30 protein-coding genes and 1 riboswitch are annotated in these 26,374 nt (G+C 63.7%); of the genes, 13 read left to right on the plus strand and 17 right to left on the minus strand.

From position 1 onward, the window contains the following. Window positions 1-256: 256 nt before the first annotated feature. Window positions 257-886 carry a LysE family transporter gene (locus tag ABZE94_RS08775; protein ID WP_372875150.1) on the minus strand — a complete coding sequence of 210 codons (630 nt, stop codon included), beginning with the start codon at window positions 884-886 and terminating at the stop codon, window positions 257-259. A gap of 79 nt (window positions 887-965) precedes the next feature. Between ABZE94_RS08775 and ABZE94_RS08780 the strand changes: the two genes are divergently transcribed. From ABZE94_RS08780 to ABZE94_RS08795, 4 genes are all read left to right on the plus strand, one after another. Then, on the plus strand, window positions 966-1,931 hold the full coding sequence (locus ABZE94_RS08780) for a 2-hydroxyacid dehydrogenase (protein WP_372875151.1): 966 nt from the start codon (window positions 966-968) through the stop codon (window positions 1,929-1,931). Window positions 1,932-2,217: 286 nt separating this feature from the next. Then, window positions 2,218-3,216 carry a methyltransferase gene (locus ABZE94_RS08785; RefSeq protein WP_372875152.1) on the plus strand — a complete coding sequence of 333 codons (999 nt, stop codon included), beginning with the start codon at window positions 2,218-2,220 and terminating at the stop codon, window positions 3,214-3,216. 50 nt (window positions 3,217-3,266) lie between these two features. Further along, a riboswitch (yybP-ykoY riboswitch) is annotated at window positions 3,267-3,403 on the plus strand. Window positions 3,404-3,520: 117 nt separating this feature from the next. Beyond that, window positions 3,521-4,108, plus strand: a complete 588-nt coding sequence (locus tag ABZE94_RS08790; protein WP_372875178.1) for a TMEM165/GDT1 family protein — start codon at window positions 3,521-3,523, stop codon at window positions 4,106-4,108. A 107-nt stretch (window positions 4,109-4,215) separates the two neighbouring features. Then, window positions 4,216-4,659 carry a ketosteroid isomerase-related protein gene (locus ABZE94_RS08795; RefSeq protein ID WP_372875153.1) on the plus strand — a complete coding sequence of 148 codons (444 nt, stop codon included), beginning with the start codon at window positions 4,216-4,218 and terminating at the stop codon, window positions 4,657-4,659. 54 nt (window positions 4,660-4,713) lie between these two features. Here ABZE94_RS08795 and ABZE94_RS08800 read toward each other — a convergent pair whose 3' ends face one another. From ABZE94_RS08800 to ABZE94_RS08815, 4 genes are all read right to left on the minus strand, one after another. Then, window positions 4,714-5,535: a M48 family metallopeptidase gene (locus tag ABZE94_RS08800; protein ID WP_372875154.1), complete on the minus strand. Its 822-nt coding sequence runs from the start codon at window positions 5,533-5,535 to the stop codon at window positions 4,714-4,716. Window positions 5,536-5,733: 198 nt separating this feature from the next. Further along, window positions 5,734-6,351: an SOS response-associated peptidase gene (locus tag ABZE94_RS08805; protein WP_372875155.1), complete on the minus strand. Its 618-nt coding sequence runs from the start codon at window positions 6,349-6,351 to the stop codon at window positions 5,734-5,736. Window positions 6,352-6,514: 163 nt separating this feature from the next. Beyond that, window positions 6,515-6,775, minus strand: coding sequence for a putative signal transducing protein (locus ABZE94_RS08810; RefSeq protein ID WP_372875156.1), 261 nt, complete (start codon window positions 6,773-6,775; stop codon window positions 6,515-6,517). Further along, window positions 6,775-6,957 carry a CPXCG motif-containing cysteine-rich protein gene (locus ABZE94_RS08815; RefSeq protein ID WP_372875157.1) on the minus strand — a complete coding sequence of 61 codons (183 nt, stop codon included), beginning with the start codon at window positions 6,955-6,957 and terminating at the stop codon, window positions 6,775-6,777. Before ABZE94_RS08815 ends, ABZE94_RS08810 begins: the two co-directional genes overlap by 1 nt. A 110-nt stretch (window positions 6,958-7,067) precedes the next feature. Here ABZE94_RS08815 and ABZE94_RS08820 point away from each other — a divergent pair, with 110 nt between their 5' ends. Beyond that, a complete protein-coding gene (locus ABZE94_RS08820; protein WP_372875158.1) occupies window positions 7,068-8,234 on the plus strand; it encodes a 1-acyl-sn-glycerol-3-phosphate acyltransferase in 1,167 nt (388 codons plus the stop codon). 144 nt (window positions 8,235-8,378) lie between these two features. Here the strand turns inward: ABZE94_RS08820 and ABZE94_RS08825 are convergent, their stop codons facing one another. Next, on the minus strand, window positions 8,379-8,666 hold the full coding sequence (locus ABZE94_RS08825) for a hypothetical protein (protein ID WP_372875179.1): 288 nt from the start codon (window positions 8,664-8,666) through the stop codon (window positions 8,379-8,381). Window positions 8,667-9,049: 383 nt separating this feature from the next. Here ABZE94_RS08825 and ABZE94_RS08830 point away from each other — a divergent pair, with 383 nt between their 5' ends. Beyond that, a complete protein-coding gene (locus ABZE94_RS08830) occupies window positions 9,050-9,247 on the plus strand; it encodes a hypothetical protein (protein ID WP_372875159.1) in 198 nt (65 codons plus the stop codon). 421 nt (window positions 9,248-9,668) lie between these two features. Here ABZE94_RS08830 and ABZE94_RS08835 read toward each other — a convergent pair whose 3' ends face one another. Further along, a complete protein-coding gene (locus tag ABZE94_RS08835) occupies window positions 9,669-10,253 on the minus strand; it encodes a YajG family lipoprotein (protein ID WP_372875160.1) in 585 nt (194 codons plus the stop codon). 171 nt (window positions 10,254-10,424) lie between these two features. On the opposite strand from ABZE94_RS08835, the gene ABZE94_RS08840 reads away from it, so the two are divergent. After that, a complete protein-coding gene (locus ABZE94_RS08840) occupies window positions 10,425-10,658 on the plus strand; it encodes a hypothetical protein (RefSeq protein WP_372875161.1) in 234 nt (77 codons plus the stop codon). Between the two features lie 465 nt (window positions 10,659-11,123). Continuing rightward, window positions 11,124-12,626, plus strand: a complete 1,503-nt coding sequence (gene mqo, locus ABZE94_RS08845; RefSeq protein WP_372875162.1) for a malate dehydrogenase (quinone) — start codon at window positions 11,124-11,126, stop codon at window positions 12,624-12,626. A gap of 241 nt (window positions 12,627-12,867) precedes the next feature. Here the strand turns inward: mqo and ABZE94_RS08850 are convergent, their stop codons facing one another. The 3 genes from ABZE94_RS08850 to ABZE94_RS08860 all read right to left on the minus strand — a co-directional run bounded on the left by ABZE94_RS08850 (window position 12,868) and on the right by ABZE94_RS08860 (window position 14,153). Then, a complete protein-coding gene (locus tag ABZE94_RS08850) occupies window positions 12,868-13,224 on the minus strand; it encodes a PilZ domain-containing protein (RefSeq protein WP_372875163.1) in 357 nt (118 codons plus the stop codon). A gap of 60 nt (window positions 13,225-13,284) precedes the next feature. Further along, entirely contained in the window at window positions 13,285-13,707 is a 423-nt protein-coding gene (locus ABZE94_RS08855) for a DUF4124 domain-containing protein (protein WP_372875164.1), read from the minus strand. Window positions 13,708-13,778: 71 nt separating this feature from the next. Beyond that, a complete protein-coding gene (locus ABZE94_RS08860) occupies window positions 13,779-14,153 on the minus strand; it encodes a tol-pal system YbgF family protein (RefSeq protein ID WP_372875165.1) in 375 nt (124 codons plus the stop codon). A 196-nt stretch (window positions 14,154-14,349) separates the two neighbouring features. Between ABZE94_RS08860 and ABZE94_RS08865 the strand changes: the two genes are divergently transcribed. After that, window positions 14,350-15,258, plus strand: a complete 909-nt coding sequence (locus ABZE94_RS08865) for a universal stress protein (protein ID WP_372875166.1) — start codon at window positions 14,350-14,352, stop codon at window positions 15,256-15,258. 255 nt (window positions 15,259-15,513) lie between these two features. Continuing rightward, complete coding sequence (gene pyk, locus ABZE94_RS08870; RefSeq protein ID WP_372875167.1) at window positions 15,514-16,965, plus strand: pyruvate kinase; 1,452 nt, start codon at window positions 15,514-15,516, stop codon at window positions 16,963-16,965. A gap of 232 nt (window positions 16,966-17,197) precedes the next feature. On the opposite strand, the gene ABZE94_RS08875 is transcribed toward pyk, so the two are convergent. From ABZE94_RS08875 to ABZE94_RS08885, 3 genes are all read right to left on the minus strand, one after another. After that, window positions 17,198-17,971: an enoyl-CoA hydratase gene (locus ABZE94_RS08875; protein ID WP_372875168.1), complete on the minus strand. Its 774-nt coding sequence runs from the start codon at window positions 17,969-17,971 to the stop codon at window positions 17,198-17,200. Window positions 17,972-18,049: 78 nt separating this feature from the next. Next, complete coding sequence (locus ABZE94_RS08880; RefSeq protein WP_372875169.1) at window positions 18,050-18,991, minus strand: iron-sulfur-binding ferredoxin reductase; 942 nt, start codon at window positions 18,989-18,991, stop codon at window positions 18,050-18,052. Continuing rightward, window positions 18,984-20,111 (minus strand): diguanylate cyclase domain-containing protein, encoded by a 1,128-nt coding sequence (locus tag ABZE94_RS08885; protein WP_372875170.1) that lies wholly within the window; start codon window positions 20,109-20,111, stop codon window positions 18,984-18,986. The genes ABZE94_RS08880 and ABZE94_RS08885 overlap by 8 nt, the downstream gene beginning before the upstream one ends. Before the next feature lie 238 nt (window positions 20,112-20,349). On the opposite strand from ABZE94_RS08885, the gene ABZE94_RS08890 reads away from it, so the two are divergent. Continuing rightward, window positions 20,350-21,873 carry a fumarate hydratase gene (locus ABZE94_RS08890; RefSeq protein WP_372875171.1) on the plus strand — a complete coding sequence of 508 codons (1,524 nt, stop codon included), beginning with the start codon at window positions 20,350-20,352 and terminating at the stop codon, window positions 21,871-21,873. A 313-nt stretch (window positions 21,874-22,186) separates the two neighbouring features. Here ABZE94_RS08890 and ABZE94_RS08895 read toward each other — a convergent pair whose 3' ends face one another. The 4 genes from ABZE94_RS08895 to ABZE94_RS08910 form a co-directional block, all read right to left on the minus strand. Next, the gene (locus ABZE94_RS08895; protein ID WP_372875172.1) at window positions 22,187-22,588 is read right to left on the minus strand and encodes a hypothetical protein; all 402 of its coding nucleotides are present in this window, start codon (window positions 22,586-22,588) and stop codon (window positions 22,187-22,189) included. A gap of 92 nt (window positions 22,589-22,680) precedes the next feature. Beyond that, window positions 22,681-23,619 carry a class I SAM-dependent methyltransferase gene (locus ABZE94_RS08900; protein ID WP_372875173.1) on the minus strand — a complete coding sequence of 313 codons (939 nt, stop codon included), beginning with the start codon at window positions 23,617-23,619 and terminating at the stop codon, window positions 22,681-22,683. Between the two features lie 345 nt (window positions 23,620-23,964). Then, window positions 23,965-24,849, minus strand: a complete 885-nt coding sequence (locus ABZE94_RS08905) for a carbon-nitrogen hydrolase family protein (RefSeq protein ID WP_372875174.1) — start codon at window positions 24,847-24,849, stop codon at window positions 23,965-23,967. Beyond that, window positions 24,846-25,436 carry a GNAT family N-acetyltransferase gene (locus ABZE94_RS08910; protein ID WP_372875175.1) on the minus strand — a complete coding sequence of 197 codons (591 nt, stop codon included), beginning with the start codon at window positions 25,434-25,436 and terminating at the stop codon, window positions 24,846-24,848. Before ABZE94_RS08910 ends, ABZE94_RS08905 begins: the two co-directional genes overlap by 4 nt. Before the next feature lie 115 nt (window positions 25,437-25,551). Here ABZE94_RS08910 and ABZE94_RS08915 point away from each other — a divergent pair, with 115 nt between their 5' ends. Both ABZE94_RS08915 and ABZE94_RS08920 read left to right on the plus strand, forming a co-directional pair. Beyond that, window positions 25,552-25,950 (plus strand): nuclear transport factor 2 family protein, encoded by a 399-nt coding sequence (locus ABZE94_RS08915; RefSeq protein ID WP_372875176.1) that lies wholly within the window; start codon window positions 25,552-25,554, stop codon window positions 25,948-25,950. Between the two features lie 156 nt (window positions 25,951-26,106). Next, window positions 26,107-26,374: thermostable hemolysin (locus tag ABZE94_RS08920; protein ID WP_372875177.1), on the plus strand; the 268-nt coding region annotated here is incomplete at its 3' end.

The raw sequence follows: 26,374 nt of genomic DNA on the forward strand, positions 1-26,374 counted from the left end.
CCGCGGGCGGGAGCATGCGGGTCTGCAACATAGAGGGCACCTGTCGGCAAAAATATTATTTTCAGTAACAGGACTCTAGAGCGCTTACCAGGTGGGCAAATCAGTCAAAAGAATGATTTCCCGTATGACTTTTTAGCCGCACTTGGTCATGCGGCAGAACCGGCAAACGCAGACGGTTCACAGCCACTACTTATTTATCCCGCGCGTTCATGGAGGCGACCGAAACGCCCAACACCGTCATAGCCGGCGAGCGCTCCTAACGCAATTCGCTGAACGCCAGCTTGATGCCCAAACCGACCAATACCGCGCCCATCAACCGATCGAACCAGTGCCCCAAGCGGGTAAATCCGGCGCGCACCCGTGGCTGACTGAACAGCATCGCCACCAGGCAGAACCAGAGCGCCGTCGCCAGTGCCAGGTAGAGGCCATAACCGGCCTGCACTGCCAGCGGGGTGTGCGGATCGATCACCACGGTAAACAACGACAGGAAGAACAGGGTTGCCTTGGGGTTCAGGCCATTGGTGACGAAGCCTGTGGCAAAGGCCGCACGCGGAGAACGCACGGCCTGCTCCAGGCTCAGCTCGGCGCTGGCCGGACCCGCCGGCTTGGCGCGCAACGCCTTGATCCCGATGTAGAGCAGGTAAGCCGCCGCCAGCCACTTCAAGGCGTTGAACAAGACAATCGACTGGGACACGATCAGGCCGATACCGAGCAGCGAATAGGCCACGTGGACGAAGATCCCGGCGCCCACACCCAGCGCGGTGAAGACCCCGGCACGCTGGCCGAAGGCCACGCTTTCGCGCACCACGATGGCAAAATCCGGCCCGGGGCTGGCTACGGCCAGCAGGTGAATCAGGGCAACGGTGAAAAACTCCGTCCAGTACATAGCGGCTCCGCAACAGGCATAGGGGTCTGATAGGCTGTTTACCTTACGCCTCGCTCCGACAGCAGAAAAGGTACAGCTGATGAGTAACAATAGCCGCGCAGCCTTTCTAGACCACAGCACGCTCGACCTGGGCGATCTCGACTTGTCGCCACTGCAGCAGCTATTCGGCGAACTGACCCTGTACCCGCTGAGCGCCCCCGAGCAGGTGATCGAGCGCCTGCAGGGTGTGCAGGTGGCGATCAGCAACAAAGTGCCGCTGGACGCCAGGATCTTCGCCGCCTGCCCAGAGCTGAAACTGGTGCTGATCGCCGCCACCGGCACCAACAACATCGACCTGGCCGCCGCGCGCGAACATGGCGTGACGGTCTGCAATTGCCAAGGCTATGGCACGCCTTCGGTGGCGCAACACACCCTGATGCTGCTGCTCGCCCTGGCCACCCGCCTGCCCGACTATCAACGCGCGGTGCGTGACGGCCGCTGGCAAAAGGCGCAACAGTTCTGCCTGCTGGACTTTCCCATCGTCGAGCTGGAAGGCAAGACCCTCGGCCTGCTCGGTCATGGCGAACTGGGCGGCGCCGTGGCCACCCTGGCCGAAGCCTTCGGCATGCGCGTGCTGCTGGGCCAGTTGCCTGGGCGGCCATCCCGCCAGGATCGTCTGCCGCTGGACGAACTGCTGCCGCAGGTCGATGCCCTGAGCCTGCATTGTCCGCTCAATGCCGCCACCCACAACCTGATCGGCGACTACCAGTTGAGCCTGATGAAACCCGGCGCCTTCCTGATCAACACCGCACGTGGCGGCCTGGTCGACGAACAGGCGCTGGCCGACGCCCTGCGCCGCGGCCATCTGGGTGGCGCGGCCACCGACGTGCTGACCCAGGAGCCGCCAACCGCGGGCAACCCCTTGCTCGCCGCCGACATCCCACGGCTGATCGTCACCCCGCACAGCGCCTGGGGCAGCCGCGAAGCGCGGCAGCGCATCGTCACCCAGTTGCTGGAGAACGCCCAGGCGTTTTTCGAGGGTAGCGCGCGACGGCTGGTGAACTAGCAGGCCGTTGAAAACCGTAGGCGAGGCAGACAAGACAAGGTAAAAACAGGCGAGGAAGCGGAGTTTACGTGCTGTAAATGAGCATTCCGACTGGGCTCGCACCCGAGCCTGTTTTTAACGCAGTATTGCCAACATAGGTAGTTTTTCAACGGCCTGCTAGCCGCCGGGGGCGACGGGGGCGACGGGGAATCGTGTCCGGCCTTCGCCGCCCGCCCAATCTCACGCCCATTGCTCTCAAGCCCTGGCCGGATTTGCTATCCTCCGCGCTTTTCCCAGGAGCCACCCCATGGACCCGCGAAGCGAAGTGCTGCTGCGTCAGGCCGATCTGTTCGGCGGCCCGCTGCTGCTCGCCGGCCTGCCGGCCGATGACCTGCTCGGCCAGTTGCCGCAAGCCCGGGGCTGGAGCTGGCACGCCGGCGAACAGGCGCTGCTGGCAACCCGCTTTGCCGGACGCAGCCACCTTGGCGTAACGCCTCCGGCGGACGATTTCGCCGCCGCGGTGCTGTTCCTGCCGAAATCCCGCGAACTCACCGACTACCTGCTGGGCGCCCTGGCCGCACGACTGGCCGGGCGCCAGCTGTTCCTGGTCGGCGAGAAGCGCGCCGGCATCGAACGCGCGGCCAAACAATTGGCCGCGTTCGGCAGAACGCGAAAACTCGACAGCGCGCGCCACTGCCAGCTCTGGCAAGTAACCGTGGAAAACGCCCCAGCAGCCCCCGACCTCGAAGCCCTGGCGCGCCACTACAGCCTGCCCCTGAGTGACGGTCCGCTGAATGTAATCAGTCTACCCGGGGTGTTCAGCCATGGTCGCCTGGACATCGGCAGCGCCCTGTTCCTGGAGCATCTGGACCAGTTGCCGGCAGGCCACCTGCTCGACTTCGGCTGCGGCGCTGGCGTGCTCGGTGCGGCGCTGAAGCGCCGCTACCCCGAGAACCAGGTGACCCTGCTGGATGTCGATGCCTTCGCGGTGGCCAGCAGCCGCCTGACCCTGGCCGCCAACGGCCTGCAGGCCAACGTCATCAGTGGCGACGGGATCGCCGCCGCCCCCCGGGGGCTGGCCGCGATCCTCAGCAACCCACCGTTTCACCAGGGCGTGCACACCCACTACCAGGCCACGGAGAATCTGTTGCGCCATGCCGACGAGCACCTCGAACGCCACGGCCAACTGCGCCTGGTGGCCAACAGCTTCCTCAAGTACCCACCGCTGATCGAACAATACCTCGGCCCCTGCCATACCCTGGCCGAGGCCAAGGGCTTTCGCATCTACGCCGCGAGCAAACAGTAGCGGCCCACAGACCAGACAGACTTGCCCAATCCGCGGCGGTTGGGCAGAATGCGCTCGTCCTAGGGGAGTAGTCTCCCGCGAGCACCAGCTCGCCCGGCACGCGTCAACATACTTGGTCCACCGACCATGGTGCGTGCGACCCACCGCCCAGCCGAACGGGCTGACGCCTTGTCAACAACCAGCCACTGGCTGACGACAGGGCGCACGGGGTTTGACCAGACCTATGACACGCACACCTTACCCGGGGCGGGAAGGTCGTACGTGTCATAGCCATGTCGACCCGCCCCCGTTAGGAAGTCTGATGCTGGAATCCCTGTTCGTCCCCACCCTGATCGTTGCCCTGGCCGAAATCGGCGACAAGACCCAGCTGCTCGCCTTGCTGCTGGCCGCGCGCTTTCGCCAGCCCTGGCCAATAATCCTCGGCATCGTGGTCGCCACCCTGGCCAACCACTTTCTCGCCGGCGCCGCCGGCAACTGGGTAGCCGGCCTGTTTTCCCCGGTGACCCTGAGCTGGACGCTCGCCGCCTCCTTCGTCGCCGTGGCGCTGTGGACCCTGGTTCCCGACCAGTTGGATGACGACGAGAGCTCGGGTTTCAAACGCTACGGACCATTTCTGACCACCCTGATCGCCTTCTTCATCGCCGAGATGGGCGACAAGACCCAGGTCGCCACGGTGATGCTGGCCGCGCAGTACCCGCACTTCGTCCTCGTGGTGATCGGCACCACCCTGGGCATGCTGATCGCCAACGTACCCGTGGTGCTGGTCGGCAACTTTGCCGCCGAGCGTTTGCCACTGACCCTGATTCGCCGCCTGGCCGCCTGCGCCTTCGCCGCCCTGGCGACTTATGCGGGCTACCAGGCCCTGCAACTCGGCGGACAGTTATGGTATTGATTTGACGCCACTCCCCTGGCGCTCTGGCAGGTTTTCTGGCTACTCTGCCGACCGACTGAAAGTGCGCAGCATCCTGCGCACCTTGCCCGGCAGTGATGGAGAACAGCATGTCATTGGATGATCGGAAAAAAGTGGTCCGCCGGCATATCGATCTGTCGTGGAACAAAGGCCATCTGGCCTTGGCCGAGCAGCTGCACAGCAAGGACTTTCTCTACAAAAGCTCGTTTGTCGGCCACCCCCTGGACAGCGCGGCCTTCGTCCAACTGATCCAGGACATCCGCACCGCCATGCCGGACCTGCAGGTAGTGGTCGAGGAGTGTATCGCCGAAGGCAACAAGGTGGTCACCTGGAGCACCCTGATCGGCACCATCGAGAAACCGGCCCTGGGTTACCCGCCGAGCGACAAGGTATTGGGCATCGCGGCGATGGCCTTCTGGACGCTGAGCCCGAGCAAAGAGATCCAGGAAATCTGCACCATGTTCGACATGGAAAGCTTCCGCGCCCAACTCAGCCTGGACACCCGCGCCTTCTCGGAAAAAGCCCTGCCGTAAGCGGGTCGCCGCCCACGCCAGCGCGGGCGTGCCCTGCCCGCGATGGCAGCGCTGTCAGCGCGCGGCCTTGGCCCGCTCGTACAGCGGCATGACTTTCGGGATGGCTGCCTGCAAGGCCGCGATGCGGCTGCTCGACGACGGGTGAGTACTCATGAACTCTGGCGGCGCACCATTGCCGGCCTGGGCCATCTTGCGCCATAGACTGATCGCGGCGTGCGGGTTGTAGCCGCTGCGGGCGGCCAGTTCCAGCCCGAGCAGATCGGCCTCGTTCTCGTTGCCCCGGCTGTTGGGCAAGGTCAGGCTGTACTGCACCACGGTATCGGCCATGGCCATACCCACCTCGCCCAGTCCGAGCAGCGCACCGGCGCCCTGCTTGGCCAGCCCCACGCCATAGGCCTTGGACATGGCTTCACGGCTATGCTCGCGCAGGGCATGGGCCATTTCATGGCCGATGATCGCGGCGATTTCATCATCGTTCAGTTGCAGCTTATCGATCAGCCCGCTGTAGAACAGGATCTTGCCACCCGGGCCGCAGCTGGCATTCAGCTCGGGGCTCTTGATCAGATTGACTTCCCACTGCCACTGCGCGGCATCGGGTCGAAAGATCGGCGCCTGCCTGATCAAGCGACCGGTGATGACCTGCAACCGTTTGGCGCTGGCGCTGCTCTTGTCCAGCACACCCTTGCTCGACGCCTCACCCAGGGTCTTCTGATAGGACTGCGCATACATCTGATTGATCTCTTGGCTCGAAAGCATGCCAAACATGTACTGCTTGCGCTCGACACCCACCGCGCCACCGCTGGTGGTGTTCACGGCTTGGCATCCTGCCAGCAGCAAGGCCGCGGCCAGCGCGGTAAAGGACAACGTCTGGTTCATGCTGAGTCTCCATTCGATTAAGCAACGTATGCTAGGCCTGCCCCCTTGGGCGAGCAACCGGCAATCGCGGGAAGAACGTCGGCTAGTCGTTATCGCTGCCAGACCCTGCGCACGATAAACAGTCACGTCGCGCACGCCGCTTTGATAGGGCCGACCGGCCGGCAATAAGTTCCACCCCCGGCACACTATTGACGGCAGCTACGCCGGTGTCAGGCACTCGGGGGCGTTCAGCTTGGGATCATTGACCAGGTTGGCCAGGACCCGCTCGCGCAGCAACGGTTGCGGACGGGCTAGCAGCGCTGCAAGCACATCGCGCGGTGTATCGGCCGCCAGCCACAGCGCCTGGGCAGCAGCGTCGAGGATCAGCGGGCGGCGCTGATTGGCCGCCGGCTGAGTCACCACCGCCGCGCTGAGATAGACACAGCCTTCGACCGGATAGGCCTCCCACAGCGCGGCAAAGTACAGCGGGCTGTCTTCGCTGGTCAGCCAATACGGCCGCTTGCGCGCAGAGCCGCGCCACTCGTAAAAACCATTGGCCGGCAACAAGCCGCGGCGCAGGCGCAAGGCGTCACGGAACATCGGCTGCTCGGCCAGGGTTTCCGCCCGCGCCTGGGCCGGGGTTTTCGACAGATCCGTCAGCCAAGGCGGGGTCAGCCCCCAGCGGGCGCGAACCAGCTGGCGCTCACCGGCGACGGCACGCAGCAACAGGATCTGGGCGCCGGGCGCAATATTCCATTGCGGCTGCTGATCCGCAGGGAAACCGGGCAAGGCCGCAAACACTGGCGACCAACGGAACAGGGCATAACGTCCACACATGAGGCAACTCGATAACAGGTAGGCAGCGGGCCAGGCACGGCCGGCTGTTGAATAGGAAACTCGCGAAGGCCCACCGGCTGTCGCTCACGCGGCCTGGGCAGACCAGGCCCTTGCGCGCGGCGCAGCCTGCACGACCACTACCAGGCTGTAGAAAAGCTACCTGCTAGCAGAGCAGTACGCCCTGGAAGTTCTCTGGCTCGTCATTGGCCAGCGGCTGCGCGGCATTGTACGTGGCGATCAACTGCTGTGCGCGCTCGGCCTGAACATCCTCGACCATCAAGCCAAGCAAGCCAGAGGCCGGCAACTCGCCGACCCCACCGAGCAAGTGCTGGCCGGTCAGGTGGGCCTCGATGCCCTCACTGGCCAGCATACCCAGCAGCAATTCGCCTTCCAGCACGTCCTGCGGCTCGTAGATACGCTGCATCAGTCGTTTTCTCCGCGCACATCGAGTGTCCACTCAGTGCCGTCGGTGTGCAGATCGAAGACAATGGGCCGGCAGCACACCGGGCAATCCTCGATGTATTGTTGATCGCCGGCGGACAGGTCGAGCAGGGCTTCGACCGACTCGCCGCAGTACGGGCATTGATAGCGCTGATTTTCCAGCATCGCAGTCTCCGTGTGACTTGTAGGTATAATCGCCGGTCTATCGCTGGTGCCAAACACGTAACCAGCCTCTTCAGCATTCTGCTAACCACAGCCAACCACGACAAGAGAGCATGATGGGCGAATTCGATGCCATCCGACCTTACGCCGATTCCGAAGTACCCACTGTTCTGGCGCGCTTGCTGGCAGACAACGAGTTTCTCGACATCCTCACCCAGTATCGCTTCCCACGCCTGGCCGGCGCACTGGGTTGGATGCTTAAACCACTTATAGCCTATCGACTGCGCCTTGAGTTCAACAAGGTCGCCTCGGTAGCGGCGCTGCAGGAGAAAGTCGAGGCTTACGTCGACCAGAGCATCGAACGCGCTACCGACGGCGTGACCTATTCCGGAATCGAGCAACTCAAGGCCGGCAGTGCCTACCTGTTTCTCGCCAACCACCGCGACATCGTCATGGACCCGGCCTTCGTCAATTACGCGGTGTACCACGCCGGCCTGCCGACCCCGCGCATCGCGATTGGCGACAATCTGCTGCAGAAGCCTTTCGTCAGCGACCTGATGCGCCTGAACAAGAGCTTTATCGTGCATCGCTCGCTCAGCGGCCGTCGCGAGAAACTCGCGTCCTACCAACTGCTGTCGGCCTATATCAATCACTCGATCCGCACCGATTGCGAGTCGATCTGGATCGCCCAGGCCGAGGGCCGCGCCAAGGATGGTAACGACCGCACCGACTCGGCGATCCTCAAGATGTTCCACATGAGTCGCAAGAGCGAACCCTTTGCCGAGGTCATCGCTGCGCTGAAACTGACTCCGGTGTCGATCAGCTACGAATACGACCCTTGCGACCAGGCCAAGGCCCGCGAGCTGTTCATCCGCGCCAGCAGCGGCAGCTACAGCAAAGTCCCGGGTGAAGACGACCAGAGCATCGCCCTCGGCATTACCGGCTATAAGGGTCGCGTGCACATTCACTTCAGCGCGCCGGTGAGCAGCGGCCTGGAAGACAGCAAGCAGCTGGCCGCCGAAATGGACAAGCAGATCCTCGGCGGCTACCGGCTATTCCCCGTGCATTACCTGGCTTATGCCATGTGGAGCGAGCGCGATCCGGCACTCGACGTACCGACCGCCGCGCAGCTGTTTCCCGCCGAGGAACTGGCCCGCGCCGAAGCCGAGTGGAACAAGCGCCTGGCGCGCTGCCCGGCCGAACAGCAACCCTTTCTGGTGCTGCAATATGCCAACCCGGTGCGCAACCAATACCGGGTGAAAGCCGGTTTGCCGCTGTAGGCAGAGCCGACCCAGCAAGCAAAAACGGCAGCCCATGGGCTGCCGTTTTTGTTACTTGAAACCATTGTTGCCGCCTCGGAGCGACTCAGTGGTTGTGAAAATATCCAGCGCCGCTGCAGCAAGCGAGCGTTTCTTCACAGCTTCTCAGAGCTGAGTGCTACCCCAGGACAGCGCGAGCGACAGCGCCAGACCGGCAGAACCGAAGCGATAGAAAAACCCGTTAAGTCGCTGGGTCGGGGCGTCGAACACGCACACCTCCCCGGCCATATCCCTGACGGCGCCGCCGTCGATCAGGCGCGCCACCGCACGCTGCTCACGCACTCGGGTGGCCAGCAACAACCAACTTCCCGCAAGCCCGAAGAACAGGGCTAGGGCATTCAACGACTGCGCGGGATGGGCCAGAAACACAGACCAGAGCGCCTGCAACGACATCAGCAACCTCCACATCAAATTGGTGCATAGAACACATCCGTGCACCGCGAAAGGGAAAATGCCGGCGTTATCGGACGGAATGAAGCTGCTGCGCTGATCGTTCGACGAAGGGAAAACTCGAGTCCCCAGGAATAGGCGCTGATTTTCCGCCTCAAGCACTTCCATCAGGCGCACTTCACACCGCCGCGCCCGCCGGACGATCCGAAATACCGCGCGCAGTTTACTGAAGCCGCCTATTTATAAGCTTCGTTTCCGACGAACGAAGGGTCTATCCCGAAATCGTCTGAGGATCGTCACATTCCTGGCCTAGTCTTTGATTCGTCTTCAACGCCACCGTCATCGCAGTACGGCGGCGTATCCAACCTGCCCACGGAGAAATCGCCATGCTCACCCCACAACCGCTTGATCGTGATTACCTGATCGATTCGCTCGACGAAGTGGAAGACGTAATCAACGAACTGTCCTTCAACGTCCAGGATCACCACTGGCTGGTCTATTGCGCCCTTGGCGGTCATGAACACTATGACCTGCCGGAGATAACCGGCTTCAGCTTGCCGGAGTTTTATGCCGACGCGGCCTGAATCCTCCAGAACACCAAGCACGGTCGCCATACCACCGTCTCAAGAAAAAACGCCGCTTTCCAGTTACCGGAAAGCGGCGCTCTTGTGTGCGCTACCGAGCCAGGACGGGGCCATCCCGGCATGGCTGATCGATGCACTGCAGCGCTGCCGAACAATGCCGATCCTGTGCCGCACGTGCAGCCAAAGAAAAAGGCTCTGTACAGGTTATGCGTTGCAGGCGCGCTCTGGCTTCTGTAGGAGCGGATTTATCCGCGAATTTCGCGGCTGAAGCCGCTCCTACAATTAGACGCTTGCGACGCAACAGGTAACTGCGACATAGCCAAGAAAAAAGCCGCTCGGCCCTTGTGGGGAAAGCGGCATTTTCTTTGCGCGCTAGCGGCATTGCGCGAACGGCCGGACCTCTATCGACATCGACCAGCGCTTACTCCCTGAGCATCTGCCCAACGGTCGGGTCCTTGAACGCACGGGTCAGCGCATCGCTCAACACATCGCTGACCAGCTTGGTGTTGGTTTCCTGATTCGGCGCCATGCCAAAGCGCTGGTTCAACGAGGCGCCGTAGCGACCGTTGTAACGCCGCGCGCTGTTCTGCACGTCGATGCGGAAGGTCGCGGTGATATTGGACTCAGTGACATACAGGCCTTCTTTCGGCGACTGGTACTTCAGCTCGGCCAGGGTCAGGGTCAGTTGCGGCGCATTGTAGGCATTCGGCGTCGGGGTGAAGCCCAGCAGGCGCACCGCGGCTTCTGCCTGGGCTTGCAGTTTTGGCAGGATGTTCTGGCCGGTCACGACGATCGCGCTGGTTTCCGGGTACAGACCGCCACGCGTGCCGAGTACCGGCGACGGCCGACCGTCGACAACTCGCACCACCACCGGCTGGCCCTGGCCAACGGCGGCCAACGGGGCATTGATCTTGGGTTGCGGGCTGAGTTGTTGCGGGCTGTGGGCACAGCCGGCCAGGGCCAGGCTGACGACAGCGATCAGTGCGAACGATAGGCGATGCAGCATGCTCATCTCTCCATGGATAGGGCACAAAATTGTGCGCGCAGTATACCTAGCCACCCGGCGTGCTGACAGCGCCACTTTACCGACCCGAGGGCGCCAATCGCCGCCACTGTCACCGTGTTGTCATGCCCGGCAGGCATAAGACTTTAGTCGTCAACCGCCTGAGTCCACATCATGTTTTCCCTTCGTTCCTGGCTCGCCCCGCGCCACCACATTCGCACCTTTGCCCTGCTCGATGAGTACGGCCTGTGCCGTGCCTTTCGCCAGGCAGCCCAGGCGCCACAAGGCCTGGGCTGGATCGAGGTCAATCAGCAGCGGCTCGGCTGGCTGCATAAACCACTCCCCGCCGGCGCGCGCATCGCCGCCACCGCGACACATTCGGCCGCCGCCGAAGCCTTGGCCGCCTGACCGGCGGAAGAAGAAAAGTCACTCGAGGCGATCAATTTCCCCGTATTCGTCTTATAATCGCGCCCCGATTATAAGGACGCCTCCTGATCGGGCCTCGCCGTACCGCTGATGCATTAGCCATCGGCCACGCCCCAGAGAGTCGCCCACTTCGTGCAGCCCTTCCGGCTCGCCGCTTTTACCCATAGCGCAGAACAGCTTGCAGCCATGCAACGGCAGCTTTGCGCGGATAAAAAAGGCTAGCCTGGGCGAACGAGCTTTTGAGGTTCACGGCTCCAAAAGAGCGTGAAAAAACGGGTTCAACAACTTCACAAGAGTGTGGCGAAAATGAACGATCTTGCGGCTGGCAAATGCTCCGCTATCCCCTCCTGCCTCACCCCAGGACATCTCGGCGACTGCCGATAGGCGTTGTTTCACGCTTAGGCCTCTGGCCGTCAACTGGGTGCTGCATTTTTAGGAGAAGTGGTAATGGCGCAACACGATTACGAAACAGTAGATGCGGTGCTGGTTGGCGCCGGTATCATGAGCGCGACCTTGGCCGTGCTACTGAAAGAGCTTGATCCGACCCTCACGCTGGAACTCATCGAACTGATGGAGTCCGGGGCGATCGAAAGCTCCAACCCCTGGAACAATGCCGGTACCGGCCATGCCGGGCTATGCGAACTGAACTACACCCCGCAGGCGGCGGATGGCTCGATCGACCTCAAGAAATCGGTGACCATCAACACCCAGTTCGAAGAGTCGAAGCAGTTCTGGGCCTACTTGGTCGAGAAAGGCAGTTTCGGCTCGCCCAAGTCCTTCATCACGCCGGTGCCGCATCTGAGCTTCGTGCGCGGACAGGAAGGCATCGATTTCCTCAAGGCGCGCTTCAAGGCCCTCACCCAGCACCACGCCTTCCGCGAAATGGAATATACCGAAGACTGCGCCACCATGGCCAAGTGGATGCCGCTGATGCTGCCGGGGCGCGATCCCAACGAACCGATCGCCGCGACCCGGGTCATGGCGGGCACCGACGTCAACTTCGGCACCCTGACCAAACACCTGCTCGACCACCTGGGCACACAGCCCAACGCACAGGTCAAATGCAGCCAGAAGGTCACCGGCCTCGAGCGCAACGAGCGCGGCTGGCGCGTCAGCATCAAGGATCTGCAGAACGGCGATCAGCGTACGGTCCAGGCCAGGTTCGTCTTCCTCGGCGCCGGCGGTGCAGCCCTGCCGTTGCTGCAGATGTCCGGCATTCCCGAAGGCAAAGGTTACGGCGGTTTCCCGGTGAGCGGCCAGTGGTTGCGCTGCGACAACCCCGAGGTGGTCAAACAGCACGAAGCCAAGGTCTATAGCCAGGCCGAAGTCGGCTCGCCGCCGATGTCGGTGCCGCACCTCGACACCCGCGTGGTCGATGGCAAGAAATCCCTGCTGTTCGGACCCTACGCCGGTTTCTCGACCAAATTCCTGCGCCACGGCTCCCTGCTCGATCTGCCGCTGTCGATCCGCCCCAACAACATTGGCCCGATGCTCGCGGTGGCGCGCGACAACTTCGAACTGACCCGCTACCTGATCAAGGAAGTGATGCAGTCCGATGAAAAGCGCCTGAAGACCCTACGCGGTTTCTACCCCCTGGCGAAAGCCGAGGACTGGCGCCTGGAAATGGCCGGCCAGCGCGTGCAGATCATCAAGAAAGATGCCAAGCACGGCGGTATCCTGCAGTTCGGCACCGAACTGGTCGCCGCCAAGGATGGCTCCATCGCCGCCCTGCTCGGCGCATCGCCAGGCGCGTCGGTGACCGTGTCGATCATGCTCGACCTGCTGCAGCGCTGCTTCCCCAAGCAGGCTCAATCCGAGCAGTGGCGCAGCAAGCTGAACGAGATCTTCCCCGCCATGGCCGAGGTGCTTGCCAACGACGCCGAACGCTATAGCGAGGTGCAGGCGCGTTCCGACGAGCTGCTGCAATTGAACGAGCCAGCCATGGCTTGAGTCGGCGGCAGAACCGCAAGCTTGTGAAAAAACCGCCTTGCGAGGCGGTTTTTTTACGGACGCTGTTTCGCTCGAGCAGCGCACGAGCCCGCTGCTGGCGGTCACCCACATCAGAGCGCAGGATTGCGCACCGGCTTTTGTAGGATGAGCGTAGCGCGGTTGAGCGTAGCGAAACCCATCGCAGATCGATCGGCGCACCGGCCAATCCTGCGCAGGGTTCGCCGCGACCCGCTCGAGCCGCCTAGGCGGAGGCGCCCAGGGGGTAGAAGCTGAAGTATCGGCGCAGCGAGTCGACCATTTCGACGAACTCGGCTGGCGGTGCCACCAGGGCGAACCCCGAGTCGAAGCTGCCGGGGGTGACATCCTCGCGGCTCCACTGGCAGGTGGCCGAGAAATCGATGAAACGCAGTGCATTCTGCTCCATGATCTTCAGGCGCATCTCGAAACACCCGCCGACCAGCAGCGGCAATTGGCTGATCAACATCAGGCCGTCCAACGACACATTGCCGATATAGCCCATCGGCTTATCGGTAATGCGGTTGTAGACCTTCAGATAGCAAGGCAACTGCTGGCGTTCTATTCGACGCTGAATAGGCATAATGGCAAATCGCTATGAATGGCCCTTCAGTATGGCCGCACTACTGCACTTAAACCAGTTTCAGGAACAGCGCTCGGCGACTCGATCACGCAGCTGGCGACGAGCGGCATCAAGCTGTTCATCACTATAATAGGTCCGTTCGCCATTGTCCTCGGCGTGGAAATAGCGACGCCCTTCCGCGATCTGCGCCAACCTGTTGCGCAGTTCGCCGCACTCCTGCGCATGCCGGGCCTGACGCTCGGCCGAGGCAAGCGAAGCCTGCGTCTGCTCGGCGCGGCGCGCCTCGAAGAAGCGCGCGGTACGCGCCTCGCGCTCGCGGGTCGCCTCGTCGCGCTCGATCACCTGCGGCCTGACCTCGACCTGCTCGGCTCCGGGCGCGACCGGCCGCTGAGTGAAATGCACCTGACCATTGGCGTCGACCCAGCGATAAATTTCCGCCGTTGCCAATCCAGGCAGCAACAGAAGACAGAACAACAGGCGCATGACACTTCCTTCCTGAACGATGCATCAGCTTACCCCCGCAACACCAAGTCGCCAAACCCTTCGACCAGCGGTCAGAGTGTCGCGGATGCCGCCTTGGCCGCTCCAGCAGGACGGTAATGTCCCAGCTGCTGCAAGGTTTCCAGGCGCGCGCGGGCGCGGAACGCGTATTCGCTGGCGGGATAACGGCTGATGATGAACTCATAGGTCTGCGCCGCATCGACGAACAGGTTTTGCCGCTCCAGGCACTGGCCACGCAGCAGAGAGATTTCCGGCTGCAGGTAGCCGTGCGAACGGCTTTTGCGCTCGGCCTGGGATAACGCCAGCATGACCTGCGGACAATCGCCCTGCTCATAGGCGCGATAAGCGTTGTTCAAATGCTGGTCGAGCGAGCCTCGGGTACAGCCGGCGGCGCTCAGCGCCAGAATCAGAATCGACAGGGTTCGCATGGGTCTCTCCTCCAATGAGCAGTGTATCGACCGACACGGGAAAATCTGCAGGGCAGCGCCGACACCGATTAAGGCGCCCGGCACCAGCGTGCTACTCAGCCGCCACCCGCAGTGTCCACTAAGCTGATACAGATCAACGCCAGCAGCGCTCCCATGCGTTGCAATGCGCAGCTCACCCACAGCGAGGTCCAGGGCCATGAATCTGCAACAGCTACTGGTTGTCATCGACCCCCAGCAGACACCCCAGCCGGCACTCGATCGGGCAGTCTGGCTGGCGCGCAAGACCCGCGCACAACTGCACCTGCTGCTGGTCGAATACAACGCCGCCCTGGAAGCCGGCCATTTGTTCGATACCGCCATGCAAAGCCGGGGGCGGGCCGCCTTGCTCGAACGTGGCGAGACATGGCTGGAGGAATTGGCTGCGCCGCTGCGGGCCGAGGGCCTGGAGGTTCATCTGGACGTGCGCTGGGGCAGGCCGCTGCACAAGTTGGTCCTGGAGAAAGAAGCGGAAGTGGCACCGGACCTGGTGCTCAAGTCCACCGTTCACGACAGCCTGCTGCGTCGGCTGCTGCTGACCAACAGCTGCTGGCAGTTGATACGCCATTGTCCGACACCGCTATGGCTGGTGCATCATGCCGAATGGCAAGGCCACAGCCTGTGTGCGGCGCTCGACCCGCTGCACAGCGCCGACAAACCGGCGGCGCTCGACCATCAACTGATTCGCGCCGCCAGCGAGCTGAGCCGTCAACTGGGCATGCAGGCTCACTACCTGCACAGTTATTCCCCCTTGCCGCGCACCCTGATGTTCGATGCCCAATTGGTGGCCAATTACGATGACTATGTCGCCCGCTGCGCCGCCCAGCACCGCGAAGCCTTCGAGCAGTTGATCGGCCAATACCCGATCGCTACGCCCGACACCCACTTGATCGAGGGCTTTGCCGAAGAAGCGCTGCCACGCTTTGTTCGCGAGCAGCATGTCGACCTGCTGCTGATGGGCGCCATCGCCCGTGGCCACCTGGATACGGCCCTGATCGGACATACCGCGGAACGCATTCTGGAGAATGTGGACTGCGATCTATTGGTGCTCAAACCTGAGCGGCTGTGAAAAAACTCCCGCCTACTGCGGCCGCCTCCAGACGCCCGCCGCTGGCGTTGCGCCAGGTGAAAAGCAGGGTCATTTAGCTCACTAAACTCCCCCTGCTTTTCACCTGGCGCGCCTTGCCGCGAACACCTGGAGACAGCCTCGCTACGGCGCTCGATATTTTCACAACCGCTGAGCCGAAAGGTAGTGCAGAGCAACAATGACTACAGGGTTACGGCGTAGTAGCCTCGCGCTCAATCGCAACTCAGGAGTCTGTGCATGACCTTTCGCCGCACCAAAATCGTCGCCACCCTTGGTCCATCGAGCAATTCGCCCGAAGTCCTCGAGCAACTGATAGTCGCGGGTCTGGACGTGGCCCGCCTGAACTTCTCCCACGGCTCGCCGGACGAGCACAAGGCCCGCGCCAAGCTGGTGCGCGAGCTGGCCGCCAAGCATGGCCGGCATGTCGCCCTGCTCGGCGACCTACAGGGGCCGAAGATCCGCATTGCCAAGTTCGCCTGCAAGCGCATCGAGCTCAAGGTCGGCGACCACTTCACCTTTTCCACCAGCCATCCGCTGACCGAAGGCAATCAGGACATCGTCGGCATCGACTACCCGGATCTGGTCAAGGACTGCGGCGTCGGCGACGAACTCTTGCTTGACGACGGCCGGGTGGTGATGCGCGTAGACAGCGCCGATGCCGATGCCCTGCACTGCTCGGTACTGATCGGCGGACCGCTGTCCGACCATAAAGGCATCAACCGCCGCGGCGGCGGCCTGACCGCGCCGGCGCTGACCGAAAAAGACAAGGCCGACATCCTCCTCGCCGCCGAGATGGACCTGGATTACCTGGCCGTGTCCTTCCCGCGTGACGCCTCGGACATGGAGTACGCGCGCAAGTTGCGTGACGAGTCGGGCGGCACCGCCTGGCTGGTGGCCAAGATCGAACGCGCCGAGGCCGTAGCCGACGACGAAACCCTCGACGGCCTGATCCGCGCCAGTGACGCGGTAATGGTCGCCCGCGGCGACCTCGGCGTGGAAATCGGCGACGCCGAGCTGTGCGGCATTCAGAAGAAAATCATTCTGCATGCACGCCGCCACAACAAGGCGGTGATCACGGCGACCCAGATGATGGAGTCGATGATCCAGAACCCGATGCCGACCCGCGCGGAAGTCTCCGACGTAGCGAACGCCGTGCTCGACTACACGGACGCGGTGATGCTCTCGGCGGAAAGTGCCGCCGGCGCCTACCCGCTGGAAGCGGTGCAAGCCATGGCGCGGATTTGCGTCGGGGCGGAAAAGCACCCGACCAGCAAAGCCTCCAGCCATCGCATGGGCACGACCTTCGAGCGTTGCGACGAAAGCATCGCCCTGGCGGCCATGTACACGGCCAACCACTTCCCGGGCGTCAAAGCCATCATCGCCCTGACCGAAAGCGGCTACACCCCGCTGATCATGTCGCGGATTCGCTCCTCGGTACCGATCTACGCCTTCTCCCCGCACCGCGCCACCCAGGCCCGCGCCGCCATGTTCCGCGGCGTCTACACGGTGCCGTTCGACGCGGCGGCCCTGCCCCCGGAACAAGTCAGCCAGGCGGCCGTGGACGAACTGCTCAAGCGTGGCGTGGTCAAGCAGGGCGACTGGGTGATCCTGACCAAGGGCGACAGCTACCACACCATCGGCGGCACCAACGGCATGAAGATCCTGCATGTCGGTGAAGCGCTGGTGTAACGCCTGTGCCGTAACGCCAAAAGGCCGCTCGATCGAGCGGCCTTTTCGTTTGTGCAGCGTAGGGTGCGCGGCGCGCACCAAGGGCTCCATGAAAACTGCCGGTGCGCGCGCCGCACCCTACGAATCGGCGGTCAGCTGTGTAGGGTGGATGACGCCTTTTTCATCCACCATCGCAGCTGGTGGATGGGTGAAGCGTCAGCTACGCGCCCCGATCCACCCTACGAGTCGGCGGTTAGCCGAATTTGGAGAAGTCCGGCGCGCGCCGCTGCATAAAGGCCGTCAGCGCTTCGATGGCTTCCGGTGAGCGCAGGCGCTGGCCGAACAGTGCACCCTCCTCCTCGATCACCCGGCGCAACTCGTCACGACCCGGCGCGCGCATCAGGCGCTTGCTGTCGGCTACCGCCGAGGGCGCCAGTTGTTGGAAACGCAGGGCCATCTCGCGGGCCTTGGCCAGTGTCGCGGCACCGTCCTCCAGTGCCTGGTTGGCAATCCCCCAGGCGGCCGCCTGCTCGCCAGTGAAGCCTTGCCCCAGCAGCAACAATTCGGCCGCCCGCGCATGGCCGAGCAGGCGTGGCAGGATCAGGCTGGAACCATATTCGGGGCACAATCCCAGGTTGACGAAGGGCATTCTCAGGCTCGCATCGCGGCTGACGTAGACCAGGTCGCAATGCAACAGCAGAGTCGTGCCGATGCCCACCGCCGGCCCGCTGACTGCCGCCACCACCGGCTTGCCGAACTCGAACAGGGCCTGCATGAACTGGAACACTTCACTGTTCGGGCCGACCGGCGGCGCCTGGATGAAATCGGCCACATCGTTGCCGCTGGTGAAACACGCCTCGCCGCCGGTGATCAGCACGGCGCGTACACCCTGGTCCCGATCGGCCTGCTCGAGCGCTTCGGCCATGGCGCGGTACATCGCCCGGGTCAGGGCGTTTTTCTTGTCCAACCGATTCAGGCGCAGGGTCAACAGACCTTCTTCGCGCTCGACCAACAGGTGTTCACTCATCGCTCATGCTCCGGGATCACGCCGCAGGGGTAGCAGGCTGTTGAAAAACTACCGACGTTTTTTTCAATGGCCTGCTGGTTAGCGGGCGTGCGGTAAAAACAGGTCGGCAAACATCTGGTTACGCGGCATGCCTGCCAGATACAGGCGCCGGGTAAAGCGTTCGACACTGTCGGGGTGGCCGCAGAGTAAGGCGAGGGTTTGCCGGGAAACAAGGCGCAGTTCGGCCAAAGCCGCTGGCAACTCGGCCGCGCCGAGCAGCTCGACCTGCAGCTGCGGATGCTCCCTCGCCAGCTGCGCCAGGGGTTCGGCCAGGTAATGCCCGGTTCGGTCATGGGCCAGGTGAATGACCCGGATGCGGCCCTGGTGATCCTGGCGCAGTGCTTCGCGCAGCACCCCGTAGAGCGGCGCCAGCCCGGTGCCGGCCGCCAGCAGCCAGAGCGGGCGCATCTGCCAGTCTGGGTCGTAGTGCAAGGCGCCGCCGCGCAGCTCACCGAGACGCAGGACATCGCCCGGTTTGAAAGCCCGCGCCGCATCGCCGAACGCGCCGCGCTGGCGACAGTCCAGGTGGAACTCCAGCCAGGGATCTTCGCCTGGCAGGCTGGCCAGCGAATAAGGCCGGGCAATCCCCGTGTCGGTCCAGAGCACCAGGTGCTGACCGGCCCGGTAACGCAGCGGTTGCTGAGGAGTCAGGCGCAGGCGCAGGACATCCGGACTGAGCCAGTCGCAGGCAGCGATCTGCGCGGGGCGGCCATCGCGCAGCGGATCGAACACTTCGATCTGCAAGTCGTCGACGATCCGGCACTGGCAGGCCAGCCGCCAGCCCTGCTCGCGACGCTGCTGGTCGAGCGCTTCGGGCTTGGCATCCAGCGGCTCACCGCGCAGACAACGCACCAGGCAGGTATGGCAACTGCCCGAACGGCAGCTATAAGGCACAGCTACGCCACCCTGCAGCAGGGCATCGAGCAGGTTGCTGGCGGGCGCAACGGTCAGCCGTTGCTCACCCACCCGAAGCTCAGGCATCGACATCCTCCCAGGCTGCCGCGCAACGGTTACGCCCGCTGCGTTTGGCCCGGTAGAGCGCCTGATCGGCGCGCTGCAGCGCCTCATCCAGATTATCGTGCATGGTCAGCAAGGTCATTCCGATGGACAAACTCAGAGTATCCACCTTAATGCCCAAAGGTTCAGCCTGATTGAAGGCCTCGCGCAAGCGCTCGCAACAGGCGGTGAACTGATCGGCCCGGGTGTTGGGTAACAACAGCACGAATTCTTCGCCGCCATAACGGGCGATGATATCGCCATCGCGCAGACAGGCTTGCGCCACACTGGCGAAGGTCTGCAGGACACGATCGCCGGCGGCATGACCGTGGGCATCGTTGATCCGCTTGAAGTGATCCAGGTCGATCAGCGCCAGGCCATGCTGGCTGCCCGCGCGCAGGTTCTCCAGCTCACCCTTGGCAAAGCGCAGGAAGTGGCGGCGGTTGAACAGGCCGGTCAGTTCATCCGTCGCCACCAGGTCCTCGAGCTGGCGCATCATTCCGCGCAGGGTGTCCTGGTGCGCCTGCAAGGCGAAGCGGCGCTGGCGCATGCGCTGACGCATGGCCTGCACATAGCCGGCAAACAGGCTCAGCCAGAGCATCACCCCGCCCAGCACGCTGACCTGCAAAATGGCCAGGGCAGGATCGGCCAGCCGGTACTGATAGGCCTCGTAGAGATTCAGCCCGGCAAAGCCGAAAAAAGCGAGGGCCGCACAGCGCGCAAACACCCTGGGCGGCAACTGGAACATACCGAACAACAGGATCAGCACGTAGATCACCAGCAAGGCGCCGCGGCCATCGGCAAACAGGCCCAACAAGACCGTCAGCCAGACCAGAGCCACCAGCACCTGCGCTTCGGTCAGACTGGGGTCGCGAAAACGCAGGTTCTGCCCGGAGAGAAACAGACCGAGGAAGACCGCCTGAGTGAGCGCCGCCAACCCGGTGAGCAACAGCGCAGTCGGTATGGTGGCACGAAACAGATCGTTGAATAGCGCGACCCAGCACAGCAAAACCGTCAGGGCGTAGGTCGCCACCGCCATGCCGAAGCGCTTCAGCAGCAGGCGCTGCAGGGTATGCTGAGTGACCCGCTGATGGCTTAGGCTCATGGGGGTTTATGGGCTCCATCCCATACTGGCATTCAGCCGCCACTCTACGCCCGTGATGATCAAATGCCCAGCACGTTCAGAGGGCTATTCGCGACCAAGGTCGACCGTCGGCGACTGTCCGCCCAGCCGCCCGCGCGTTATACTGCCGCGCCTTTTTTACTGCGCCCGCGCGTCGACTCGTGGCTCGCTGCCGCCAAAGTTTTGCCCTACTCCTACCTCTATAAAAGGAGCGCCAAGCATGACCGTGATCAAGCAAGACGACCTGATCCAGAGCGTCGCCGACGCCCTGCAGTTCATCTCCTACTACCACCCCGTGGACTTCATCCAGGCCATGCACGAGGCCTACCTCAAGGAAGAATCGCCGGCCGCGCGCGACTCCATGGCGCAGATCCTGATCAACTCGCGCATGTGCGCCACCGGTCACCGGCCGATCTGCCAGGACACCGGCATCGTCACCGTGTTCATCCGCGTCGGCATGGACGTGCGCTGGGACGGCGCGACCATGAGCGTCGACGACATGATCAACGAAGGCGTACGCCGCGCCTACAACCTGCCGGAGAACGTCCTGCGCGCCTCGATCCTGGCCGACCCGGCCGGCGCGCGCAAGAACACCAAGGACAACACCCCGGCGGTGATCCACTACAGCATCGTCCCCGGCGACAAGGTCGAGGTCGACGTCGCGGCCAAGGGCGGCGGCTCGGAGAACAAGTCGAAGATGGCCATGCTCAACCCGTCCGATTCGATCGTCGACTGGGTACTCAAGACCGTGCCGCAAATGGGCGCCGGCTGGTGCCCGCCGGGCATGCTCGGCATCGGCATCGGCGGCACCGCCGAGAAGGCCGCGGTGATGGCCAAGGAAGTGCTGATGGAGTCCATCGACATCCACGAACTGAAGGCCCGCGGCCCGTCCAACCGGATCGAAGAGCTGCGCCTGGAACTGTTCGACAAGGTCAACCAGCTGGGCATCGGCGCCCAGGGCCTGGGCGGCCTGACCACCGTGCTCGACGTCAAGATCATGGACTACCCGACCCACGCCGCCAGCCTGCCGGTGTGCATGATCCCCAACTGCGCCGCCACCCGCCACGCCCACTTCGTACTGGACGGCAGCGGCCCGGCCGAGCTGGAGGCGCCGTCCCTGGACGCCTACCCGGAAATCGTCTGGGAAGCCGGCCCGAGCGCGCGCCGCGTCGACCTCGACAGCATCACCCCGGAAGACGTGCAGAGCTGGAAGCCGGGCGAGACCGTACTGCTCAACGGCAAGATGCTCACCGGCCGCGACGCCGCGCACAAGCGCATGGTCGAAATGCTCAACAAGGGCGAACAGCTACCGGTCGACCTCAAGGGTCGCTTCATCTACTACGTCGGCCCGGTCGATCCGGTCGGCGACGAAGTGGTTGGCCCGGCCGGCCCGACTACCGCCACGCGGATGGACAAGTTCACCCGGCAGATCCTCGAAAGCACCGGCCTGCTCGGCATGATCGGCAAGTCCGAACGCGGCCCGATTGCCATCGAGGCGATCAAGGACAACAAGGCCGTGTACCTGATGGCCGTCGGCGGCGCCGCCTACCTGGTGTCCCAGGCGATCAAGAAATCCAAGGTGCTGGCGTTCGCCGAACTGGGCATGGAAGCCATCTACGAGTTCGAGGTGAAAGACATGCCGGTCACCGTCGCGGTCGACACCAAGGGCGAATCGGTGCACATCACCGGCCCGGCGATCTGGAACAAGAAGATCGCCGACAGCCTGGCGGTTGAAATCAAGTAACCGCTAATCCGCTTAAACGACAAACCCGGCCATGTGCCGGGTTTGTTGTTAAAGGGGCAGAGACAGTCTCAGCACTGGTGAAAATGTCGAGCGCCGTAGCGAGCCCCCTGATGCACTGCCTACGGGTAGGGCGGCCGGGGCGCCGTCCGTTCGGAGCGCAGCGACAACCCGCCAGCTTTGTGCCGCGCCGCAGAACTCTGGTGCACTGCCTGCGGCGAGTGACACCCTACGGATCGCGGATTGTTCGAGGTAATGGGTCGCAGCGTAGGACGTTTGCAGGCGGCCGCAGCAGGCGAGCGTTTTTTCACAAGCCTCAGTCCAGCGGTTCATCGTCGCGAATGAGGGTGTAGTGCCTGCCCTGCTGGTCCTCGCTGTAGTCGTGCACATAGAACATCACCACCTCGCCCAGCCCCGGCATGGTCGCCACATAGTCGCCGATGTCGGCCACGAAGAAGCCGGCCGAACCGGGCTTGGCCTCGCACTCGATATAGGCGGTGACGAAGGTATCGGGCTCGGCATCGCCGAAGAAGTCGGCACGCTCGAGTTCGTCCCAGTCGGCAGGCGCCTGGAAGGCACCGCTGAAGAGGATTTTGGCATCGCCAAGGTCGAGTTCTTCGGCGTCGGGATCATCGTCATCCGGCCGGTAGACGGTGCAATCCTGGGCGTCCGGGTTGCTGAGAATGGCCAGGCGCTGCTGGGGATCGATCGGGGGCATGGGGATCTCCTTTGGTCAGGATTGCAGCCTACAGGAGGCGGCGGGGAAAATATCCAGCGCCGTGGCGAGACGAGCGCAATGGACGAGCGTGTTCACGGCCTCTCGAAGACCAGGGCTTTCAAGCCGCTGTCAGGCTGGATATCGGTAAACTCCGGCGGGTTGTCCAGGCGCAGGTCAAAACGCAGGTCCGGCGCCTCGAGGGCCATGCTGTCGAGCAGGAAGTCGGGGCCAATATCCGGGTCGTTGATGCAGGCCAGCACCCTGCCGTGCTCGCCGAGCAACTCGGGCAGGCGGCGCAGGACTTTTCGATAATCCTGGGTCAGGACGAAACTGCCCTTCTGGAACGACGGCGGGTCGATGATGACCAGATCATAGGGCGCGTGTTTTCTGACCGCGCCCCAGGACTTGAACAGGTCGTGACCGAGGAAGCTCACCCGCCTCAGGTCATGCCCATTGAGCCGATGATTGTCTCGCCCGCGACTCAGAGCCGCCTTGGCCATGTCCAGGTTCAGCACATGCTCGGCGCCACCGGCGATGGCTGCCACCGAGAAGCCGCAGGTGTAGGCGAACAGATTGAGCACCCGCTTGCCCTCGGCCTGGGCCTGGACCCAGCGGCGGCCGTAGCGCATGTCGAGAAACAGGCCGGTGTTCTGCTTCTTGCCCAGATCCAGCTTGAAGCGCAGGCCGTTCTCGCTGATCGACCACTCGTCGCGCACCTCGCCCAGCAGCCACTGCGTCGCGCTGTCCGGCAGGTAGCGGTGTTGCAGCAACAGGCTGTGCGCCTGGCTATTGCGCCAGGCGGGCGACTGGGTCAGCGCCATCAGCATGCGCTTAAGCGCGGCCAGCTCCTCTTGCTCCGGCTCGCGGAACAGCGACACCAGCAGCACGCCCTGCAACCAGTCGACGGTGATCTGCTCGAGCCCCGGCCAGCAGCGCCCGCGGCCGTGAAACAGGCGCCGCGCTTCGTCGGGGGCGGGGTTCAATGCGGCGAGCAACTGCTGCTGCAGGGTAGCGATGGCATCAGAATTCATGGGGGCCTTAGCACCGGGTCGTTGCCGCGCATTTTAAACGCAATAAAGGCCTGCCCCCGGAAAAACTCGGCGGCTGTGACAATATCCGGCGCCGTCGAGCGGTGCACTGCCTGCGGCGAGTGGCACCCTACGGAGGCTGGCTTGCCCCAGATCGAACGGATGACGGCCTCCGGATTGCGGGTGCAACAATCTGCCGGAGATCCCCGGGTTGCACCCGGGCTACCGGACGGATCTTCATAGCCGGATAAGCCCCAGCGCAATCCGGGAAGCACACCCCGCGCAGACAGCGGACATGCTCCGCCGCCAAGCCAAAGCATCGCCCGCCTATACCCGCAGCTCAGCCGCTCAGAGAATCTCCAGGCGTCCCGGCGCGAACTGCTGCGGCCAGTCGCGGCGGGTGAATACCTGACCCTGCTCGCGTACCCGGCGCACGGCGTCCAGGTCCAGCTCGCAGATCAGCCACTGGCTGCGATCCGGACACAGCTCGGCGCTTTCGGCGAGCACGCCGTCGGCTGGCAGACCATGGTCTGGGGGCAGGTAGAGCGCGGCGCGGCCGTAGTTTTCATCCAGCGCCGGCGACCAGGGCGCCAGGCCGACGGTGGGCGACTGCAGCACCGCGATCTGATTCTCCAGGGCGCGGGCCTGGGCACCGATGCGCACGCGGTGGAAACCGGCGGCGCTGTCGGTGCAGCTGGGCGCGAGGATCAGGTCGACGCCGGCCTCGCTCAGGCGCCGGGCGAGCAGGGGAAATTCGTTGTCGTAGCAGATCAGGATGCCCAGCCTGCCCAATGCAGTGTCGAACACGCGCAAGCCGCTGCCCGCCGCGATCTGCCACTGCTCGTGCTCGAAGCGGGTCATGATCAGCTTGTCCTGGCTGCCCAGGTTGCCCTCGGGACCGAACAACCAGGCGCGGTTGCGATAGCGACCGTCGCCGTCCAGCACCGCCAGCGAGCCGGGTTGCAGGTAGACGCCCAGGCGCCGCGCCAGCCCGGCGCAGAGTTCGAGCCAGGCCGGGAGCAACGGCTGGATGCCGGCGATCGAGGCGTGCAGGTCGCCGCGCTGCTCGGCCGACAACTGGCCGCTGAGCACCAGCCCGGCGTACTCCGGCAACAGCAGCAACTGCGCGCCCTGCCCCGCGGCCTCCTCGCACAATTCGCCGAGGTGGCTGGCGTAGGCATCCCAGCTCGACAGCAGGTCGATGTGGTACTGGCAGGCGGCGAGCTTGATCACGGGCGCAGCTCCTTCAACCAGAACGACATCGGCTTGGCCGACGCGGCGCTTTCATCCAGATCCTGCCAACTGAGTTCGGTATGCAACTCGGGATGGTGGCGATAGCCGCGCCGCACCCAGAACTCATTCAGCGGCTGGTAGTCGAGCGGACGCCGCGGATGCTCCAGCGGCCGTTCGACTGCACAGAAGGCGCAGTGATCGAAGCGCTCGAGGCGCCGCGCATAGCCTTCGCGTTCGGCAAAGAAGCGCACGCCCAGGCCCTGGCCGCGATAGGCCGGCAGCAGCACCGACTCGCCGAAATAGAAGATTCGTTGAGGCTTCCAGCCGCCGTCGATGAAGGGCCGCTGGAACTCAGCGGTTTCGTCGGCCAGCGGCAGGCCGGTAGAGGCGCCGACCACCCGCCCCCGATCCAGCGCCAGGACGAACAGGCTGTCGGCCGATTGCGCATAGGTGCGCAGGTACTCGGCCTCGTAGTCGAGCGAGCCGTCATACAGATAGGGAAACTCGCGGAACACGGCGATGCGCAGGCGTGCCAGGTCGTCGATATGGGGGGCGATGGCCGGGCCATGCAGCAGGCGGATATCCATCAAGCGTGTCGCTCCGTTACCGATAGATGACGCCAGCGGCTATGCCGGCGCGAAAGGCAGAACTTATCATGCCGGCCGAACGCCGAACCAATCCCCAAGCGACCGGAGTATTGCCATGACCGCAACCGAACTGGTGCACGCCTATTACAGCGCCTTCAATGCCGGCGACATGCCCGCCTTCCTCGACCTGCTCAGCGATGAGGTGGTGCACGACATCAACCAGGGCGAGCGCCAGGTCGGCAAAGCCACCTTCACCGCCTTCATGGACAAGATGAACCGCTGCTACCGCGAACGCCTGAGCGATATCGTGGTGATGCAGAACAGCGAGGGCAACCGCGCCGCGGCCGAGTTCGTGGTACACGGCGAGTACCTGGCCGATGACCAGGGCCTGCCGCCGGCCAACGGCCAGACCTATGTGCTGCCGGCCGGCGCCTTCTTCGAGATCGCCGACGGCAAGCTGACGCGGATCAGCAACTACTACAACCTGAACGACTGGATCGCCCAGGTCGGCTGAGCGCCGCCCACCTCGGCTGCCGCAAGCGCAGCCGAGGCCTCGTCACCAGCCGCACCGCCCCCGCCCCAACCTCCCCGCATGAATACCGATCGCTTAAGTCTGCGTTAAGACTCACCGCCGACACTGACACCCAAGCCAACAGATGAGGTTCCATTCATGGAGCTGCCTTGGGTGCAACACGACAACGCTTTGGCTCGAATCGGCCGCGATCAGCCAATGAGCCTGTACCTGGCTCAGGCCTCCAGCCCGCGCCGGGCGCAGCTGGAAGCCTTTATCCACGAGCGCTTCGCGCTGCAGCATGGCGCCCGGGTGCGCCACTTCATGCCCTGCCTGTTCGGCCTGGAGGATCTCGCCGGCCAGCTGCTCGGCGCGGTCGGCCTGCGCAGTGGCGCCAGTGGCCCGCTGTTTCTCGAACGCTACCTGA

Source organism: Pseudomonas sp., from assembly GCF_041601375.1.
Taxonomy (GTDB): Bacteria; Pseudomonadota; Gammaproteobacteria; order Pseudomonadales; family Pseudomonadaceae; genus Aquipseudomonas.